This is a genomic window from Virgibacillus aidingensis (assembly GCF_010994035.1).
GTDB lineage: Bacteria > Bacillota > Bacilli > Bacillales > Amphibacillaceae > Virgibacillus_N.
This window is the reverse complement of the sequence record NZ_WIXN01000006.1, coordinates 155015-171934: the sequence shown is the minus strand read 5'-3', so window position 1 is coordinate 171934 and position 16920 is coordinate 155015. Positions and strand designations below refer to the sequence as shown.

Annotated in this window: 15 protein-coding genes; 5 read left to right on the top strand and 10 right to left on the bottom strand. The window is 42.4% G+C overall.

Annotation, left to right across the window (positions count from 1 at the left end; all coding sequences use genetic code 11):
• Positions 1-36 precede the first annotated feature (36 nt).
• The 5 genes from GHD25_RS07220 to yycF are packed head-to-tail and all read right to left on the bottom strand — an operon-like array spanning position 37 to position 5618.
• Positions 37-822, bottom strand: coding sequence for an MBL fold metallo-hydrolase (locus GHD25_RS07220; RefSeq protein WP_164215710.1), 786 nt, complete (start codon positions 820-822; stop codon positions 37-39).
• Complete coding sequence (locus tag GHD25_RS07215) at positions 819-1748, bottom strand: two-component system regulatory protein YycI (RefSeq protein WP_164215709.1); 930 nt, start codon at positions 1746-1748, stop codon at positions 819-821. Before GHD25_RS07215 ends, GHD25_RS07220 begins: the two co-directional genes overlap by 4 nt.
• Positions 1749-1750: 2 nt before the next feature.
• Positions 1751-3067, bottom strand: a complete 1317-nt coding sequence (locus tag GHD25_RS07210; protein WP_164215708.1) for a YycH family regulatory protein — start codon at positions 3065-3067, stop codon at positions 1751-1753.
• Positions 3067-4908, bottom strand: coding sequence for a cell wall metabolism sensor histidine kinase WalK (walK, locus tag GHD25_RS07205; protein ID WP_164215707.1), 1842 nt, complete (start codon positions 4906-4908; stop codon positions 3067-3069). Before walK ends, GHD25_RS07210 begins: the two co-directional genes overlap by 1 nt.
• A 5-nt stretch (positions 4909-4913) precedes the next feature.
• The gene (yycF, locus tag GHD25_RS07200; protein WP_164215706.1) at positions 4914-5618 is read right to left on the bottom strand and encodes a response regulator YycF; all 705 of its coding nucleotides are present in this window, start codon (positions 5616-5618) and stop codon (positions 4914-4916) included.
• Between the two features lie 453 nt (positions 5619-6071).
• On the opposite strand from yycF, the gene GHD25_RS07195 reads away from it, so the two are divergent.
• Positions 6072-6743, top strand: coding sequence for a hypothetical protein (locus GHD25_RS07195; protein WP_164215705.1), 672 nt, complete (start codon positions 6072-6074; stop codon positions 6741-6743).
• A gap of 265 nt (positions 6744-7008) precedes the next feature.
• On the opposite strand, the gene GHD25_RS07190 is transcribed toward GHD25_RS07195, so the two are convergent.
• The 5 genes from GHD25_RS07190 to GHD25_RS07170 all read right to left on the bottom strand — a co-directional run bounded on the left by GHD25_RS07190 (position 7009) and on the right by GHD25_RS07170 (position 13660).
• The gene (locus GHD25_RS07190) at positions 7009-8298 is read right to left on the bottom strand and encodes an adenylosuccinate synthase (RefSeq protein ID WP_164215704.1); all 1290 of its coding nucleotides are present in this window, start codon (positions 8296-8298) and stop codon (positions 7009-7011) included.
• A gap of 297 nt (positions 8299-8595) precedes the next feature.
• Positions 8596-9963: a replicative DNA helicase gene (dnaB, locus tag GHD25_RS07185; protein ID WP_164215703.1), complete on the bottom strand. Its 1368-nt coding sequence runs from the start codon at positions 9961-9963 to the stop codon at positions 8596-8598.
• Between the two features lie 92 nt (positions 9964-10055).
• Positions 10056-10505, bottom strand: a complete 450-nt coding sequence (rplI, locus tag GHD25_RS07180; protein WP_164215702.1) for a 50S ribosomal protein L9 — start codon at positions 10503-10505, stop codon at positions 10056-10058.
• Entirely contained in the window at positions 10502-12475 is a 1974-nt protein-coding gene (locus GHD25_RS07175) for a DHH family phosphoesterase (protein ID WP_164215701.1), read from the bottom strand. The genes rplI and GHD25_RS07175 overlap by 4 nt, the downstream gene beginning before the upstream one ends.
• A 237-nt stretch (positions 12476-12712) precedes the next feature.
• The gene (locus GHD25_RS07170; RefSeq protein ID WP_164215700.1) at positions 12713-13660 is read right to left on the bottom strand and encodes a YybS family protein; all 948 of its coding nucleotides are present in this window, start codon (positions 13658-13660) and stop codon (positions 12713-12715) included.
• A gap of 552 nt (positions 13661-14212) precedes the next feature.
• On the opposite strand from GHD25_RS07170, the gene GHD25_RS07165 reads away from it, so the two are divergent.
• The 4 genes from GHD25_RS07165 to GHD25_RS07150 are packed head-to-tail and all read left to right on the top strand — an operon-like array spanning position 14213 to position 16875.
• Positions 14213-14710 (top strand): DUF1189 family protein, encoded by a 498-nt coding sequence (locus tag GHD25_RS07165; RefSeq protein ID WP_164215699.1) that lies wholly within the window; start codon positions 14213-14215, stop codon positions 14708-14710.
• Positions 14711-14745: 35 nt separating this feature from the next.
• Positions 14746-15528 (top strand): molybdate ABC transporter substrate-binding protein, encoded by a 783-nt coding sequence (gene modA / locus GHD25_RS07160; RefSeq protein ID WP_240452262.1) that lies wholly within the window; start codon positions 14746-14748, stop codon positions 15526-15528.
• 28 nt (positions 15529-15556) lie between these two features.
• Positions 15557-16234 (top strand): molybdate ABC transporter permease subunit, encoded by a 678-nt coding sequence (gene modB, locus GHD25_RS07155; protein WP_164215698.1) that lies wholly within the window; start codon positions 15557-15559, stop codon positions 16232-16234.
• A gap of 14 nt (positions 16235-16248) precedes the next feature.
• Positions 16249-16875 carry an ATP-binding cassette domain-containing protein gene (locus GHD25_RS07150; RefSeq protein ID WP_164215697.1) on the top strand — a complete coding sequence of 209 codons (627 nt, stop codon included), beginning with the start codon at positions 16249-16251 and terminating at the stop codon, positions 16873-16875.
• Positions 16876-16920 lie beyond the last annotated feature (45 nt).

The window sequence follows — 16920 nt, the reverse complement described above, 5'->3', positions numbered from 1 at the left end:
TTAGTTATTCCTTAATGTTTGGAGAAATAAACCGGCTTAGCTTACTTCATACAAAGGGGTTGGGATTTTCGGGTCTGTATCCTTCAAATCAAGGGTGATTCCCCTTTCTTTCAAAACACTGTCCACAGACATGCGGGCAAGATCCTTCATATTATTATCCTGACTCAGATGCGCCAAATAAATGCGCTTCGTATTATTATCGATAATATCCGTCAGTGCCAGTCCGCAATCTTCATTGGACACATGCCCGGAATCACCTAATATCCGCCGTTTCACATTCCATGGATATCTTCCCATGCGAAGCATTTCCACATCATGATTTGCTTCAAAAATATAGGCATCGGCACCTTCCACCGTTTTTTTAATCCGTTCGGAAACATAACCAAGATCTGTTACCAATGCAACCTTTTTTCCCTCATGGTGAAAGGTATAAAACATCGGTTCTGCTGCATCGTGGGAAACGCCGAAAGAAGCAATATCCATATCATGGAAGGTTTTTACTTCCTCCATGCCAAATAGAAATTTTTGATCCGTTGTCAGTTTTCCAATCGTGTTTTCCATCGCCTTCCAGGTTTTCTCATTTGCATAGATTGGCAGATTATACTTCCTTGCAAAGATACCGAGTCCTTTAATATGATCACTATGCTCATGGGTTACTAAAATACCCGAGAGTCCGGCCGGATCGACGCCGATTTCATGAAATAAACGATCCATTTGTTTTCCGCTCAGCCCGGCATCCACTAATAGCCTCGTCTTATTTGATTCTATATAAAATGCATTCCCCGTACTGCCTGAAGCCAGTACACTAAAACGTAAGGTCATTCCAAGTCACTCCGATTCGTTTCATTTTCCAGCAAGCTATTCAGATAATCCAGCATATCATCTCTCCACGGGTGATCCTCATCGAGCTGCTCCAAGCTCGTAACCGTAGTACCAATCACTTCTCTAATAAATTCTTCGTCTTCACTTGAAAATGTTTGTCCTTCAATCGCGTTGACGAAATAATCACGTTCCTCGCTCACGGTAATTTTATAGGTAGGGGCAAAAACCTGTTGACCATTTGCAAGCGGAATCCGTGTATGATAGCCGAGCTCTACCTGGTTTACCACATCATCGGGATATAATAGATTTCGATTATATAATGTTCCAATAGCCTGAATCGGCTGTGTCAATGATTTCAGGCCTTCCTGCTGTTCCGGTTCAGCAAGCCTTGACTGTGTATAGTAAATCATTTCATTGTCTTCATTCAAGTACACCATTAAGAGAGCGTAAGCATTAAAGTATATCGGCCTGTCCCTTGTTTCCTGAAAAAACAGGAGCACATTCATTTCTTCATTCCATCCTCCGAAGCGATAGAATTCCGAAAATGGAATCTGGTTTCCGATAATATTATTGATATCCTCACGGAGTGCTGCTGCCGGGATGGCTACCGGTTCTTCCAGTGCAGAAACAATAAACCTGTCGTCGAAAATAACCGGACGCTGATCAGGCAAATTTGCCAACCGTTCTTTTTCCTCATCTGTGAAGGTATGCTGGGCGACAGATATATACGTATCTTCGGTAATGTCAACCTCCACATCCTCCAGGGTAATATTTTCCGATTCCAGCTGCTCCTCAATGGAAGCCTCCTGACTGCTCAGCACGCCTACATCCGCCCTTTCCTGCTTGTCTATATATTGAATAAGCAGGTAAATGTTAAGCACGAGGAAACTTAGGATAAATAAGGTTTTTATCTGACTCCATTGCATCCCTAATTCCCTCCTTGAATTAATGAATCTTCCGCTTTTAACTGAATCTCCTGCCATGACCCGTTATAATTCATAAACCAGCCCGGCTCAAGGTTTACATAATCATTTAAGTCAGTTTCAGGATAAATTAACTCATAGCCAACCCTGATATCGGAAATATTCGCCAGATTATATTTAGAATCAAGCAACTCTCTGTATAACACCTCACCTGACATGATTTCCATTTCATCGCTGCCAAGTGAATTGTTCAGGCGGAAAAGCGGCCGGTCATACCGGTGTAAATTCTGATTGCGCCATTCCTGAACAATGTCGGTCATTTGAAAATCATTGAATACCGGGTAGCCATTATAATACATTTGATAGCTGATTCTATTCATCGCACGGTCCATTTCCATCAGATTGTAAGTACCTGTCCAGCCCCAATGGTCATTAATGTTGCTTATACTTATTCTCATGAGTTCAGACATGCTCATCCGCGGATAATCGGTTGTTGCCGGATTGTAAAACTCCATCGTATTTCCTGCCTGATCCACATTGAGTTCACGAACCCCATCGGTATAATAGGATCCGCCCATATTCCTGTTCGGGGAGACAGACCTGTTGACAATAGAAGGACTTGGAAACAAGGCACCGACAAGCATATCCGGGGCAATATGTGTAACAGAAAAAGAATGATGTGTCATTTTTACAGGGTCACTTGGAAAATAGACCGGTCTGTCCCCTTCATCCATCATGATAAACTCACTTAAGTTTTCCCTGCCGGAGATTTGCGACCACAGTTCATTATACTGTTCACTATTCGTCATCACTGCATGTGCCTGTCTCCGCCCATCAATCGATAAAAAAGTCGCCTTTAGGGCCACGGCATCCTGATCAAATGTAATATACATCTGGTTGAATGACCAGCTTGGCATATCCTCTGATTCTTCCTCCATGGAAAAAAGACGCGGTGTCATTTCCATCGGAATATCCTCAGGGAAAATGAGTTCCACCTCGTAATTCTCCCGGTCCCTGTCCACTTCCGTATCAATAACTTCAAAATTATCCATTTCCCAAGTCTGCAGTTCTTCAAATAATTCATGCTGGGATGCCGGATCATTAAACCCTAAATGCTGATCGTAATAATGAAATATGATGGTGTTCGGCTGAATCATTGTACTTCGTCTTTCTTCGGAGCCGCCAATATTTACTTCATTTACGAGCTCTGCATTATCCAGCTCTCTGTCATTGGGCTGATATGTCCAGATACCGAAAGTCAAAAGGAGGCTTGTACCGATCAATATAATTAATATGAGTGATTTTACCGTTTCAAATTTCATCATGCACCCCTCCGCTTCTGATTCATCAGCGGCAGTGTAAGGTGAACCGTAGTTCCTACGCCCTCTTTGCTTGTTGCCCAGATTTTACCATGATGCGCCTCGACCAATTCCTTGGAAATAGCCAAACCAAGCCCGGTTCCCCCAAGCTTTCTTGTTCTTGATTTATCCGCCCGGTAAAATCGGTCAAATATTTTTTCCAGCTTATCATAAGGAACACCAAGGCCCTGGTCCTGAATACTAATTAAAACATGATGTCTTTGCTGCTCTGCCTTCAGGCGAATGGTACCCCCTTCAGGCGAGTATTTAATCGCATTGGAGATAATGTTATCCAGTACCTGTGTCATTTTATCGGTATCCATCCACACATCATATTTTCCCTTTTTCGGCAGCTCCCGTTTTAATGTAATATGCTCAGGTACATTCATATCAAAACGGTCAATCACCCCGTGGAAATAAGCGATAAATTCCGTGCGCTCTTTCTGCAGCGGATATTCATTGGCATCCATTTTTGAAAGCTGCAGCAGATCATTCACCATGCGGATCATACGATCTGTTTCATTTTGAGCTACATTCAAAAATTTAGGCGCGATCTCCTTATCCTCCCAGGCACCATCCGATAATGCCTCAATATAGCTTTTCATTGTCGTTAACGGCGTACGAAGCTCATGGGAAACATTCGATACAAACTCCCTGCGTTCCGCTTCAATTTTCTCCTGTTCAGTTACATCGCTTAACACCGTAATAAAGCCGGTCACTTCCTCCTGATCATCCAGAACAGTGGAAAAGTTCGCCCTGACAATGAATTCCTGTGACTCATCACTGAAGTCGATAATCATCGATCCGCTTTCCTGGAGGTCGGATATATCCACGATTCTTTCTTCCAGCTGTAATACATCCAGCAGGAATTCGCCGATGATACTTTCCGGGTTTCGGCCAAGCAGCCTGCCAGCGGCTTCATTCACTAATGTAACTGCGCCGCTGTTATCGGTGGAAATTACTGCATCTGACATATTGGCCAATACTGAGCTCAGCTTTCTCCGCTCTTCCTCAATCGTTGCGTAGGAATGCTTCAGCCTGCTGTTCAGATCATTAAACGTTTCTGCCAGCTGGCCGATTTCATCTTTTCCATAAACATTCACTTTTTGTGTAAAGTCTCCCCTTGCCATTGTTTGTGCCTGTCTTTGCATTTCACTGATCGGCTTTGTAATCGTCCGGGCAACAAGGATACCGATAAAAGCAGCTACTGTCAGGGCAAGGATCGCTCCATTAAAAAAGATTTCATTGATATTCTGCAGCTGTTCATATACACCTTCCTGGGAAGCTTCCACATAAACGACTCCAACTACATTTTCCTCTGCATTAAATAGAGGCTGGGCAATCATGTAAACCACATTTCCCGTTTCCTGATTGTACTGTGTATCCTGCTGATAGGAATCAAAAAACAGCGCCTGCTGAATCATATTCCTTGTCGTTTTCTTCCCAATATCCTCCAACGCAGTAAAATCGTTTGTTGCGATTATCCGGCTCTGATTATCAATCACCTGGATATTAGTCACAATATTGGAGCCGACGTCCGAAATAATGCTTTGTACTTCCTGAATGAAGGTTGGTCCATCTTCATCTTCCTCTTCCTCATCCCGCTCTCTGTCAAAAGCCTGCTCCAGGTTATAGCTGATCAGTTCTACACGGTCATTGACCGATCCCTGAAAATTATCGATCAGTTCTCTTTCCAGCTCATTTGTAAAAAATGAACCAATCACCTGGAAGGCAACCAGTAACAAAAGAATAAAAATAAGGATAAACTTCAATTGTATCGAGCGAAAGAAGCCAACTTTTTTCATTAAACCTACTCCTGATCAGGATTACGCAAATAATATCCTACCCCGCGACGGGTCACAATCCATGCCGGGTTACTCGGATTTTCCTCAATTTTTTCCCTTAAGCGTCTGACCGTGACATCCACGGTACGCACATCTCCAAAATAATCATAACCCCATACGGTTTCCAATAAATGCTCCCTTGTCATAACCTGTCCTATATGGCGGGCCAGATAATGGAGCAGTTCAAATTCACGGTGCGTCAGTTCAATTTGTTCTCCATCCCTTGAAGCAACATAGGCATCGGGATGAATGACAAGTGAGCCAATTTTAATATCCTTCGTTGTTTTCACTTCATCCTCCGGGTCTACCTGCTGCCTGCGCAAGTTTGCTTTAACCCTGGCAATTAACTCCCGATTACTGAACGGCTTGGTCACATAATCATCCGCCCCCAGCTCCAGTCCAAGCACTTTATCAATCTCCGAATCCTTGGCCGTCAGCATAATGATCGGCATCGTCTGGGTTTTGCGGATTTCCCTGCACACTTCATTGCCGTCCTTCCCGGGCAGCATAATATCCAACAGCACGAGTTCCGGCTTCTCTTCTGCTGCCATTTCAATAGCCGTGTCCCCGTCATGGGCAACAACTACTTGATACCCTTCTTTTTCCAAGTTAAATTTCAGTATATCTGCAATTGGCTGTTCATCATCTACTACTAAGATTTTCTGACTCATTACTGCACATCCTTTTCTAAAGTTACAAAATATTTATACCATGTATGTGTAAGAATAATATAGTTATCATTCATTGTATCCACTTTAAACATATGAAGCAAAAACTTAAATTCCCTATAGAACATACTCTCTTCTATTTTATCTTACTTTCGGCAAAATGTCTTCAGTTGGCGGGAAATTGTTGGGGACAGAGGGACAGGTACCTTGTCCCATTACTGAACTTTGTGACCGTATTTTAAGATTTAACTTAAAAATATATTGGCCATTTTCACCTCATGGGGTCCCCTGGAAAAGAAGTGTACGTAAACAGATGAAGAAATTAAAAGGAGCACGAGTACCGCAGGGATTGGAAATAATATTCATTCTACCAGCGCCATAAAGATATACCTTTCGAATAAAAGCCAATTTTATGATAAAATAAGTGTGTTAATTGTGAATTTACTTATTATTTGGATGCTGGATAAAGTTATCTGTAACAACAATGGCGTATGGAGAGAACATAGAAAGGGTGGTTTTTTGCGCGGATTTGTTAGAAACACTTTTTTTTCTTTAATAACTGTTTTTTTGGTTTATATATCTTTCAATCAAGCTTATCACCTGGATTTTCTGCATGTTCATTATGTCATTCAGATTATCATTTATGTTATGGCTATAGTGCTCTTCATATGGATAGTGAAGAAGTTGATTAATTGGATGACATCATTTCGCGTAAAGTTTTCTGTCGAATTGATCATAAGTTTATTACTCATACTTTTCTTCGCACATGAGCTTTTCACGCCGTATTTTTATACTGAAAATTATTTAATGCAAGCTGGCCTTGAAAAAATTGAAATCTATCAGCAGCTTTCCAATCCGGAAATTCACGGCGATGAACGTGCGGAACTAGCTGAAGAAGCCGTAGTCAAAGGGTTAGCTGAAGCTTATTCTTTAACAGGGTTTAACCCGCCATCCCTAGGTCCATTAGATCAAATAGAAATCCAGAATATGAAACGCAGTTTTTATCAATATCATTTAGTCATTGAGGGAAAATACCGTAAACAGGAATTAGCCAATACATTTAGATTTACATTTCAAAAGGATGGCCTGGATTTTAAAATCACTGGGTTTTCAGCTCGGCAGCAATAGTTTTTATTCATAGAGCACTTGAAAGTTGTCATTTAGATGAAATAGATTTTACGGTTCCCGATCCTATCCTTATTCATTTCTTTTACAGCTTTACTTTTAGTAGTGAGGAAGAAGAATAACCCGAGATGATAGAATAGGAAGTGACATGCAGCCTGCTTTTCTAATTAGGTAAGCTGATCCCACAAATTTAAATGCCGAAATACTTTCTGCAAGAATTTTTTTGATGTGTAAAAATAAGCCGCCTGCAAGAGACGACTTATTCCTTTTACGGTCCATACACACTCCGCACTACATTCGTCTGTGAACGATCCGGACCGACGGAAAAAATAGATAACGGTATCTCGGTTAACTGGGAAATCCGCTCCAGATAATGACGCGCATTCGCAGGCAATTCATGCAGGCTTTTCACGCCCGTAATATCTTCAGTCCACCCCGGCATTTCCTCATATACCGGCTCACATGCAGCCAATGCTTTTAAACTGGCGGGAAACTCATTGATAATTTCCCCTTTATAACGGTAGGCAACACAGATTTTTAATGTTTCAATCCCTGTCAGTACATCCAGCGAGTTTAAAGATAAATCAGTAATGCCGCTCACACGCCTGGCATGGCGTACAACCACACTGTCAAACCAGCCGACACGGCGGGGTCTTCCTGTAGTTGTGCCATATTCCCTGCCGACTTCCCGGATTTGATCCCCGACTTCATCATTCAATTCTGTCGGGAATGGGCCATCACCCACACGGGTTGTATATGCTTTGGAAACTCCGACGACATGATTAATTTTTGATGGTCCGACACCTGAGCCAATCGTTACCCCGCCGGCAATCGGATTGGATGAGGTAACAAACGGGTACGTTCCCTGGTCAATATCCAGCATCACACCCTGTGCCCCTTCAAATAAAACACGGCGGCCTTCATCAAGGGCATCATTCAGCACAACAGATGTATCACATACATACTCCTTCATCTGCTGTCCATATTCATAATACTCTTCTAAAATATCTTCCACTTTCATTGGCTCACACTCATATACTTTTTCAAAAAGACGGTTTTTCTCTTTTAAATTCTGCTCCAGCTTCGTGCGAAAATCCTCTTTATCCATCAAATCCGCAATCCGGATTCCGCTCCGTGCCGCCTTATCCATATAGGCAGGCCCGATACCTTTCTTCGTCGTACCGATCTTATTGTCACCTTTTTCTTCTTCCTGCAAAACATCCAGCTTCAGATGGTATGGCAAAATGACATGTGCCCGGTTGCTGATCCGCAGATTATCCGTTGAAACATTCCGTTCATGCAAATAGGCAATCTCCTCTACAAATGCCTTCGGGTCGATCACCATGCCATTCCCCAACACACAAATTTTATCTTTAAAAAAAATGCCGGATGGAATTAAATGTAATTTATACGTAACATCATCAAATTTTATTGTATGTCCTGCGTTGTTTCCCCCTTGATAACGGGCCACAACCTCGGCATTTTGCGATAAAAAGTCGGTGATTTTCCCTTTCCCTTCATCGCCCCACTGTGTTCCAACTACGACTACTGAGGACATAGTGCACCTCCACTGATTTTTCACTTTTTAATAATTACATGAGTAAGTTTACCAATATTATATAAGATAGTCAATGTAAAACACGAACGATTTTAATGTAATTATGTTTATTGTTCGGTTAAAACTAATATAGCTATATTCAGTTATCTTTTCTTAGTTTACCAACTTTCTTTTAAATTATAAAATGGCCCAACCCGTCATTACACAGGTTAAGCCATTTATGAAGGTGAATCTGCAGCCGATTTAAAAAACCACGAACCAGGGCAGCACTCCCTGATCCGCAGTTTCATCAAACCTCTACACCGGTACAGGCGGAACATCACTTTCCTGATACCTGTGATCCAAGTCTACAAATTTATTATATTCTTTCACAAACGCAAGCTCCACGGATCCGACCGGACCATTACGCTGCTTGGCAATGATTATTTCAATGATATTCTGTTTTTCTGATTCCGTATCATAATAATCATCCCGGTATAAAAACCCAACGATATCCGCATCCTGCTCAATACTTCCGGATTCCCGCAAATCGGACATCATCGGCCGCTTATCCTGGCGGGATTCCACACCACGGGAAAGCTGGGACAATGCAATTACCGGCACATTTAACTCACGCGCCAAAGCTTTTAAAGAGCGGGAAATCTCGGAAACTTCCTGCTGCCTGTTCTCCTTGGAATTAACACTGCCTTGGATGAGCTGTAAGTAATCTATCAAAATCATGCCAAGCCCATGCTCCTGCTTCAGCCGGCGGCATTTTGAACGGATTTCCGCCACGCGAATACCCGGCGAATCATCAATGTAAATTCCCGCATTGGACAAACTTCCCATGGCCATTGTCAGCTTGCTCCAGTCGTCAGCTTGAAGCTGGCCGTTTCTCAGCCTTTGTGCATCAATATTCCCCTCCGCACAAAGCATCCTGGAAACAAGCTGCTCTGCGCCCATTTCCAAGCTGAATATCGCGACATTTTCATCTGTATTGACAGCAACATTTTGTGCCACATTCAGGGCAAATGCTGTTTTACCGACGGACGGACGTGCTGCAACAATGATTAAGTCATTCGGCTGAAATCCCGAAGTTAACCGGTCAAGATCGCGAAAGCCACTGGCAACCCCCGTTACATCATCACTTTGGAGGTGCAGCTTTTCAATATCATCATATACCTCAATTAAAACATCCTTAATCGACTTAAACGCACCGGCATTTTGTTTGGAAGAAACTTCAAGAATACTTTTCTCTGCTTCATTTAACACGTCTTCTACTTCATCTTCCCGCTCAAAGCCCGAAGTAACAATATCCGTAGCCGTACGGATTAACCGGCGCAATAACGCTTTTTCTTCCACTATTTTACTATAATATCCAATATTGGCAGCTGTCGGCACACTTCCCGCTACATCCGAAAGATAGGAAACCCCGCCGGCTTCATCCAGTTCCTTTCGATTATGCAAAAAAGAAGTTACCGTGACAAGATCAATCGGCTCTCCCTTATCCGCAAGCTGCACCATGGCATTGAAGATGCGCTGGTGCCCTGCACGGAAGAAATCTTCCGGCATCAGAACCTCCGAGGCAGTAGAAAAAGACTCCGGATCAAGGAAAATCGCACCAATCACGGATTGCTCTGCTTCAATATTATGGGGCGGTATGCGGTCATTCCATGCCTCATTCATGCTTGTCTCCTCCTGCGTAAATAAAAGGTAAAGAAGACCCACCTTCCAGTGAGTCCGTTAGCTTAAAAATTCCCCAATTCCATATTCCGGTTCTACTTTTGTTCTGTCACATGCACTTTCACGGAACCGGAAACTTCCGGATGCAGTTTCACCGGCACGGTGGTGTAGCCCAATGCACGGATTGGCTGATCCAATTCCATTTTTCGCTTATCAATTTTGTAGCCATGCTGTTTCTCAAGGGCATCTGCAATCTGCTTGCTCGTAATCGAGCCGAACAGCCGGCCGCTGTCTCCTGACTTTGCCTTCAGCTCTACCGTTAAATCAGCCAGCGTATCCTTGAGGTTCATCGCCTCTTCTTTTTCTTCCTGTTCCAATTGCTCATTTTTCTTTTTCTTTGCTTCCAGCGCCTTCAAATTGCCGGGAGTCGCTTCCTGGGCAAGATTATTCTTCAAAAGATAATTTCGTGCATAGCCATCCGAAACATTTTTGACATCACCTTTTTTTCCTTTACCCTTCACATCTTTTAGAAAAATTACTTTCACTCTTCTTCTCTCCCTTCAAAATACTCCGTTAAAATATCTTTTAACAGCTTCTCGGCATCCGAGATGGTTGTATCTTCTATTTGGGTAGCAGCATTTGTTAAATGGCCGCCGCCATTCATTTTCTCCATAATGATCTGTACATTGATATCCCCCAGTGACCTGGCACTGATTCCGATCCTGCCATCTTCCCGCTCGGAAATGACAAAGGAAGCCCTGACCCCGCTCATGGTCAGCAGGGTGTCTGCTGCCTGTGCTAGGATAACCGGCCCATAGGTAATGCCGCTCTCAGCTGCAGAAATGGCTATATTATCATGAAAGATTTCTGTTCTTTCAATTAATCTGCTCCGTTTAATATAAATGTCGAGGTCTTCCTTCATAAACCGCTGAACAAGCACAGTATCTGCTCCCTTGGAACGCAGATAGGAAGCCGCATCAAAGGTACGGGATCCTGTTCGCAATGTAAAGCTCTTGGTATCAACAATAATCCCGGATAATAGCGCTGTTGCTTCCAGCATTTTCAGCTTTTTCGTTTTTGGCTGGTACTCCAAAAGCTCGGTAACCAGCTCTGCTGTAGAAGAAGCATATGGTTCCATATAAACGAGGGTTGGATTTTCCACGAATTCCTCCGACCTTCTATGGTGATCAATCACTACCTTATGATCAGACAGCTTCAAAATCCGGTCCTCTGCCACCATGGATGGTTTATGGGTATCCACAATGACAACAAGACTTCGCGAGTCTGTTAACTCTTCTGCCTCATCCGGCGGGATAAAATACTGCCATAACTCCTCGTCTCCTTTAATTGCTTCCACAAGCCGGTAAACGCCTGTATCCACATCATCTTCATCAAAGACGATGTAGCCGTCCACCTCGTTGGACTGGGCAATATTCAATATCCCAATGGCTGCACCAATAGAATCCATATCCGGAGATTTATGACCCATAATAATTACATTGTCACTTGCTCTGACCAAATCTCTCAATGCATGGGATATTACCCTGGCGCGAACCCGTGTCCGTTTTTCCATGGGATTTGTTTTTCCGCCATAGAAACGGACTTTTCCGTGCTCCCCTTTAATGGCAACCTGGTCACCGCCTCGACCCAGTGCCAAATCAAGGCTGGACTGCGCAAGTTCGCCAAGCGCAGGCAGGCCGAGCTCTCCGGAGCCAACTCCGATACTTAAGGTAACCGGATTTCCCTGCTCCATATCCAGTCCGCGGATTTCATCCAGTATATCAAATTTATTGTCTTCCAACTTCCGTAATATTTCTTCCGTCCCTACCGCTAAAAAGCGTTCCTGCGACGTGCGCTTTAAGTAGAGTCCGTGTTTTTTGGACCATTCATTTAACCTGGCAGTCACTTCAGAGTTCAACTGGCTCTTATGTGTATCGTCCATGTTTTGGGTGATTTCTTCATAATTATCCAGGAATATAATTGCTAACACCGTCTGATCATTACGATATAATTGCTGCAACTCCGATTGTGCCGTCCGATCAAACAAATAAAGCAGGCGCTCATCTTTTCTTACAGTGGTCATGAACTTATAATCATTCACACTGAACCAGAATTCCTCATTATTCTCCTTAATCATCGGAATAATATCCTCTGAAAGATCATTTAGCGAGCTTCCTACAAGATTTTCATCCTCACTGAATTTATTCATGTATGGGTTGGTCCATTCAATCTTGTATTCTTCATTATATAAAATAATACCAAAGGGCATTTCCAGCAGTGCTTCCTCACCGACTTTTTTAATCCGGTGGGAGAGCGTAGTAATGTATCTTTCCGCTTCACTTTGCAATGTTCTTTCGGTTCGGATACTGTAATAAAAGGATACTGCAAGCAGAACAGTCATAATCAGGCCCAGTACCCATTGGAAATACCATATCACGGCAAGCAAAATAATGGACAATAAATAAATGATCCATAAATGGCTGCTGAATCTTGATTTTTTTTGTAATTCCGCCATCGTCTTCAGCTCCTCACAACGGGTATGATACCCTGCTTCACATTGCTGAACCTGTTTATATTAAAAACAACTGACAGGTATCATACCAGCTCATTCCAAAGCAGATTTTTCTCATGTTCTCCAATCACGGAGCAGGAAATAAATTTTAATGCTGGCTTTTATTGTGTCAGTACTTGGCTAAAGTCCGGGCTGCATCTGGTCTGATTACATAAAACACGGGTCATGCACCGGTTTTTTTCAGCCCTTTTTATCTCCAAGTCTGTCTCTTAAACCAAATCCTAAGTCAATTATACCGATTATTCGTATCAAATAAAGAAAAAACATTGGAAAAAGCACTGTCAAAATTATACTGATTACCGGCAATGCTTTGGACATTTTTTTATGGTGTGCGTAAAAAAAGATAAAGGAAATACCCTGAACTGCCATAAGGAGCCCAACTAGCACGAAAAGGTTTTGTACCGCAATGTATAAACTGCTATCGGACTCTGCCATGAAAAATGATAATAGAAAAGCTCCAAAATAAATCCAAATAAGAGATATTGGAAAGCGCAAATTGCGGAATGGCGGAAAACGATAGTTTTTATTTTCAATTTTGTTTATCACTTTATAGCTGATCCACTGGCTGAAGAACGCAAAAACTACGGCAGTACCGGCCAGAAACACAGGAAATAAATCAATCATAACACCAATAAGATCCTGCATTACCGTCTGTGTCTCTTCCATTTGTTCCTGGACACCGAATTGCCCCATCATGTTTTCCGTCATTTCCCATGATTCATTCATCATTTGTTCTATTTGTTCCACTAAGTTGATTTGGAAAACAAGCTGGATAAATACAAATACAAATAAAAGGCCGCCAACAAAGCCTAAAGTGCCTCGTGCCCATGTTTCGTATGCGGAAACATTTTGCCGGATGGCACTCCCGATCACTACTCCGCCCAGCACTGTCATGACAGCCAAAGGCAGGGAGGCAACCGTTGCAGTCAGCGTCGACAAAATAATTGCCGTTATTCCCATTAAAGCTGCAGATTTCCAATCATACCGGGAAGCATATATCGTAATTGGAACAGGTAATAACAGCAGGCCAAAAAGCGATATAACCGGTACATAAACTGCTATTATCATCAGTAAAATGTATATTACTGTCCATAAAGCTCCATCCGTTAATCTTTTTGATTGATTCATCAAAACGGTCGCTGGATCCCCTGTTTTTAAGCATGGGAAAGAAGGCGACCTTCCCTCCTTAAGTTACTGCTTTCCTTTTATGATAATACCAGCCATTATTCTTTTAAAGAATTCGTCAGTATATGTGACGTATTCCTTGCTGGCAATGCAGGTCGCAAAACCTGATACTTTTACATCGTCCCCGGCTTTATCCGTATTGGTCTGCCCCATCATGTTTATATGTGTGTAATTGGATTGTTATATTATGATAACATGTTTTTATCTGAAATAGTTGTCGAAATACGTTGAATAAAATATTTCCCGGGTAATAATTTGGCAGATTTTTTTATTGCATGACAAAATGGGCTTATCTATATACCTGTAAAAAGTACAGAGATTACATCCGGGTTCGTCCGCCTTCCATGAAAATGTCACTTTTTATACAAGCCCTTCACAAGAATTTCTTGTCCATTTGCCTTATAATGAGTATATGGCTTATTTCCATATGCCATTTTTTATCATGCTGCAGAAATTCACTTTCTGTTTAATCTAAAATACAAAAGGGCTGTCATAATGATTTTTTTTCAAGCATTTATACATAGTATCAAACTTCCAAATAAGAATGCAATTTTTAAATTGAATCGAATCGGTATGGATATTACGGTAATATATATGTTTTTGCTCCTTCTTCTTGTGGCTGTTCCCTCTTTTATAGCGCAATGGACAGGTGCGGAAAATTTAATGGCCGAAATGAATTTCCTTTTCTTTCTTATTTATTTCTTTATATTCTTTTATTTGCCATTAACAATCATCGTATTTCTGTCCCTTTCCCTTGTGGCTTACATCGCCGTGGCTGTTGCCAGGCTGATGGGGAGGAAACTGCGGTTCTCTATACTTTGGAAAATGAGTGCGTATGCCACGACGATTCCAGCTGTTTTATACACAGTGACGGCGCTGTTTATACCAGTCGGCAATTTCTTTTTAATCCTATCCGTTCTTTTTATTCTGATCATGCTGCTGGCTATTATTTCCGTTTACCCAAAACGCAGGAAGCGCCGCCGTAAAAACTAAAATTTCATATCTTTCATGAATAAGGAGTTTTTTAAGTGAAGTATTTTCTTATGTTAATAACAGGCTTTCTCGTCTTTACCGGATGCAGCAGCCAATCAGATGATGAATTATTTCGCCCTTCTACAGAAGAAAGCGAATTGTTTATATCTGCTGCGACAAGTCTTTCAGATGTGCTGCAGGATATTGTGGAAGTATTTGAAGAATCACATCCCTATATTGATATTACGGTAAATTACGGTAGTTCAGGCACCTTGTCCCAGCAAATTCAGCAGGGAGCCCCTGTAGATCTTTTCCTATCCGCTGATCAATTGCGTATGGATTTTCTCCAGGATCAGGAATTAATCCTGCCTGAAACCAGAATGGATTTTGCAGAAAACCGGATGGTCCTTATAGGGGGAAAAGAAAGCAAACTGGAAATTGATTCACTTGAAGATTTGCCTTTACTGGATTTAAACAACATAGCTGTCGGCAATCCGGATAGTGTGCCGGCAGGAAAATATGCGAGGGAAGCTTTGATTGCAACCAATGTGTGGGAGGACATATCCGAACAGTTTATTTTTGCAAAAGATGTCCGGCAGGCGCTCTCCTATGTCGAATCAGGAAACACAGATATTGGATTTGTTTATTACACGGACGCCATAAAATCAGAAAAAACGGAAATTTTACTGGAAATAGACACTTCCCTGCATGAGCCAATCACTTACCCTGCGGCTGTCATGACAAACAGTACAAGCAGTAAAGAGGCGGAAAACTTTATTGATTTTTTAACAAGTGATGCAGCAGAAGAAATTTTTGAAACACACGGATTTATCAATTAGTACTTCATGATAAAGGAAGTAGGCTGGAATGAACTTTACACCATTAATTTTATCATTGCAAATTGCCGGGATTGCTACAGCCATCGTGTTTATACTTGGAACTGTATGTGCAAGAATCATGGCAAGAAATGATTTTCCCGGAAAGCGGCCGCTGGAAGCTTTGATCATGCTGCCGCTCGTTCTGCCTCCTACGGTGGTGGGCTTTGGGCTTTTATATTTATTTGGAAGGAACGGGCCGATCGGAAGCCTTTTACTGCAATTGTTTGACTTTCAAATTGTTTTTACTTGGGCGGGAGCAGTACTGGCAGCCATTGTAGTGGCTTTTCCGTTAATGTACCAGAGTGCTGCTGCTTCCTTTCAAAAATATGACCAGTCGCTTGAAAATGCAGCTTTTACCATGGGGGCGTCCAGATGGCGGGTGTTTTGGACTATTTCCTTCCCCCTTGCCTGGCCGGGACTGCTGGCCGGACTTGTGCTTACATTTGCCAGGGCACTCGGGGAATTTGGTGCCACACTAATGGTTGCCGGCTACATACCAAATGAAACGGAAACTATTCCCCTCGCCATTTATTTTGCCGCGGAATCGGGGAATACGGAAGCTGCCATGTTCTGGACCATCAGCATAATTATTTTAGGATTTGCGGCCATTTTATGGCTGAATTGGTGGAGCGGCCGGAATATTTTGCGTTTTACTTCGGAAAAATGATGGGTGGTTTTTAAATGCTTTCAGTAAAGTTGATGAGAAAATTGAAAAACTATTCTTTGGATGTCTCTTTCAAGGTCCATAATGAGATTGTAGTTTTGTTCGGCCCTTCAGGCGCGGGGAAAACTACCATTTTAAATGCAATTGCAGGGATCAGCAACCCGGATAAAGGACTTATTCAGCTGAATGACCGTGTGCTCTTTCAAACAAAGAGGAGGGCCGTTCCGATCCAAAAACGGCAAATCGGGTATTTGTTTCAGGACTACGCTCTTTTTCCGCATATGACAGTGGAAAAAAACATTCAGTATGGCTCGAATGAAGAGGGGCTCGTTCACCAGCTGGCAGATGTGGTGGGTATTCACCATCTGCTTGCCAGCTACCCGCACCAGATTTCCGGCGGGGAAAAACAGCGGGTTGCTTTAGTGCGCGCACTGGCCACAAAGCCGGAATGCTTGCTTTTGGACGAACCTTTTTCAGCACTGGATGAAAAAACACGGTTGGAATGCCAGGATGAATTACTGCGATTGCATCAGACATGGAAGATTCCTGTTATTATGGTTACACATCAAAAGGAAGAAGCCGAGAAGCTGGGGGACCGTATTTTATATATGGAAGAAGGTAAGCTGCTGAATAAAGTACTTTGACAAACTGGCGGCGATGCTTTTGCAGCAGATAGATGCCCTATTTCT

Coding starts and splice junctions, on each gene's coding strand:
- GHD25_RS07220 (WP_164215710.1), bottom strand. CDS start 822: ATGACCTTACGTTTTAGTGTACTGGCTTCAGGCAGTACGGGGAATGCA.
- GHD25_RS07215 (WP_164215709.1), bottom strand. CDS start 1,748: ATGCAATGGAGTCAGATAAAAACCTTATTTATCCTAAGTTTCCTCGTG.
- GHD25_RS07210 (WP_164215708.1), bottom strand. CDS start 3,067: ATGAAATTTGAAACGGTAAAATCACTCATATTAATTATATTGATCGGT.
- walK (WP_164215707.1), bottom strand. CDS start 4,908: ATGAAAAAAGTTGGCTTCTTTCGCTCGATACAATTGAAGTTTATCCTT.
- yycF (WP_164215706.1), bottom strand. CDS start 5,618: ATGAGTCAGAAAATCTTAGTAGTAGATGATGAACAGCCAATTGCAGAT.
- GHD25_RS07195 (WP_164215705.1), top strand. CDS start 6,072: ATGCTGGATAAAGTTATCTGTAACAACAATGGCGTATGGAGAGAACAT.
- GHD25_RS07190 (WP_164215704.1), bottom strand. CDS start 8,298: ATGTCCTCAGTAGTCGTAGTTGGAACACAGTGGGGCGATGAAGGGAAA.
- dnaB (WP_164215703.1), bottom strand. CDS start 9,963: ATGAATGAGGCATGGAATGACCGCATACCGCCCCATAATATTGAAGCA.
- GHD25_RS07175 (WP_164215701.1), bottom strand. CDS start 12,475: ATGGCGGAATTACAAAAAAAATCAAGATTCAGCAGCCATTTATGGATC.
- GHD25_RS07170 (WP_164215700.1), bottom strand. CDS start 13,660: ATGAATCAATCAAAAAGATTAACGGATGGAGCTTTATGGACAGTAATA.
- GHD25_RS07165 (WP_164215699.1), top strand. CDS start 14,213: ATGATTTTTTTTCAAGCATTTATACATAGTATCAAACTTCCAAATAAG.
- modB (WP_164215698.1), top strand. CDS start 15,557: ATGAACTTTACACCATTAATTTTATCATTGCAAATTGCCGGGATTGCT.
- GHD25_RS07150 (WP_164215697.1), top strand. CDS start 16,249: ATGCTTTCAGTAAAGTTGATGAGAAAATTGAAAAACTATTCTTTGGAT.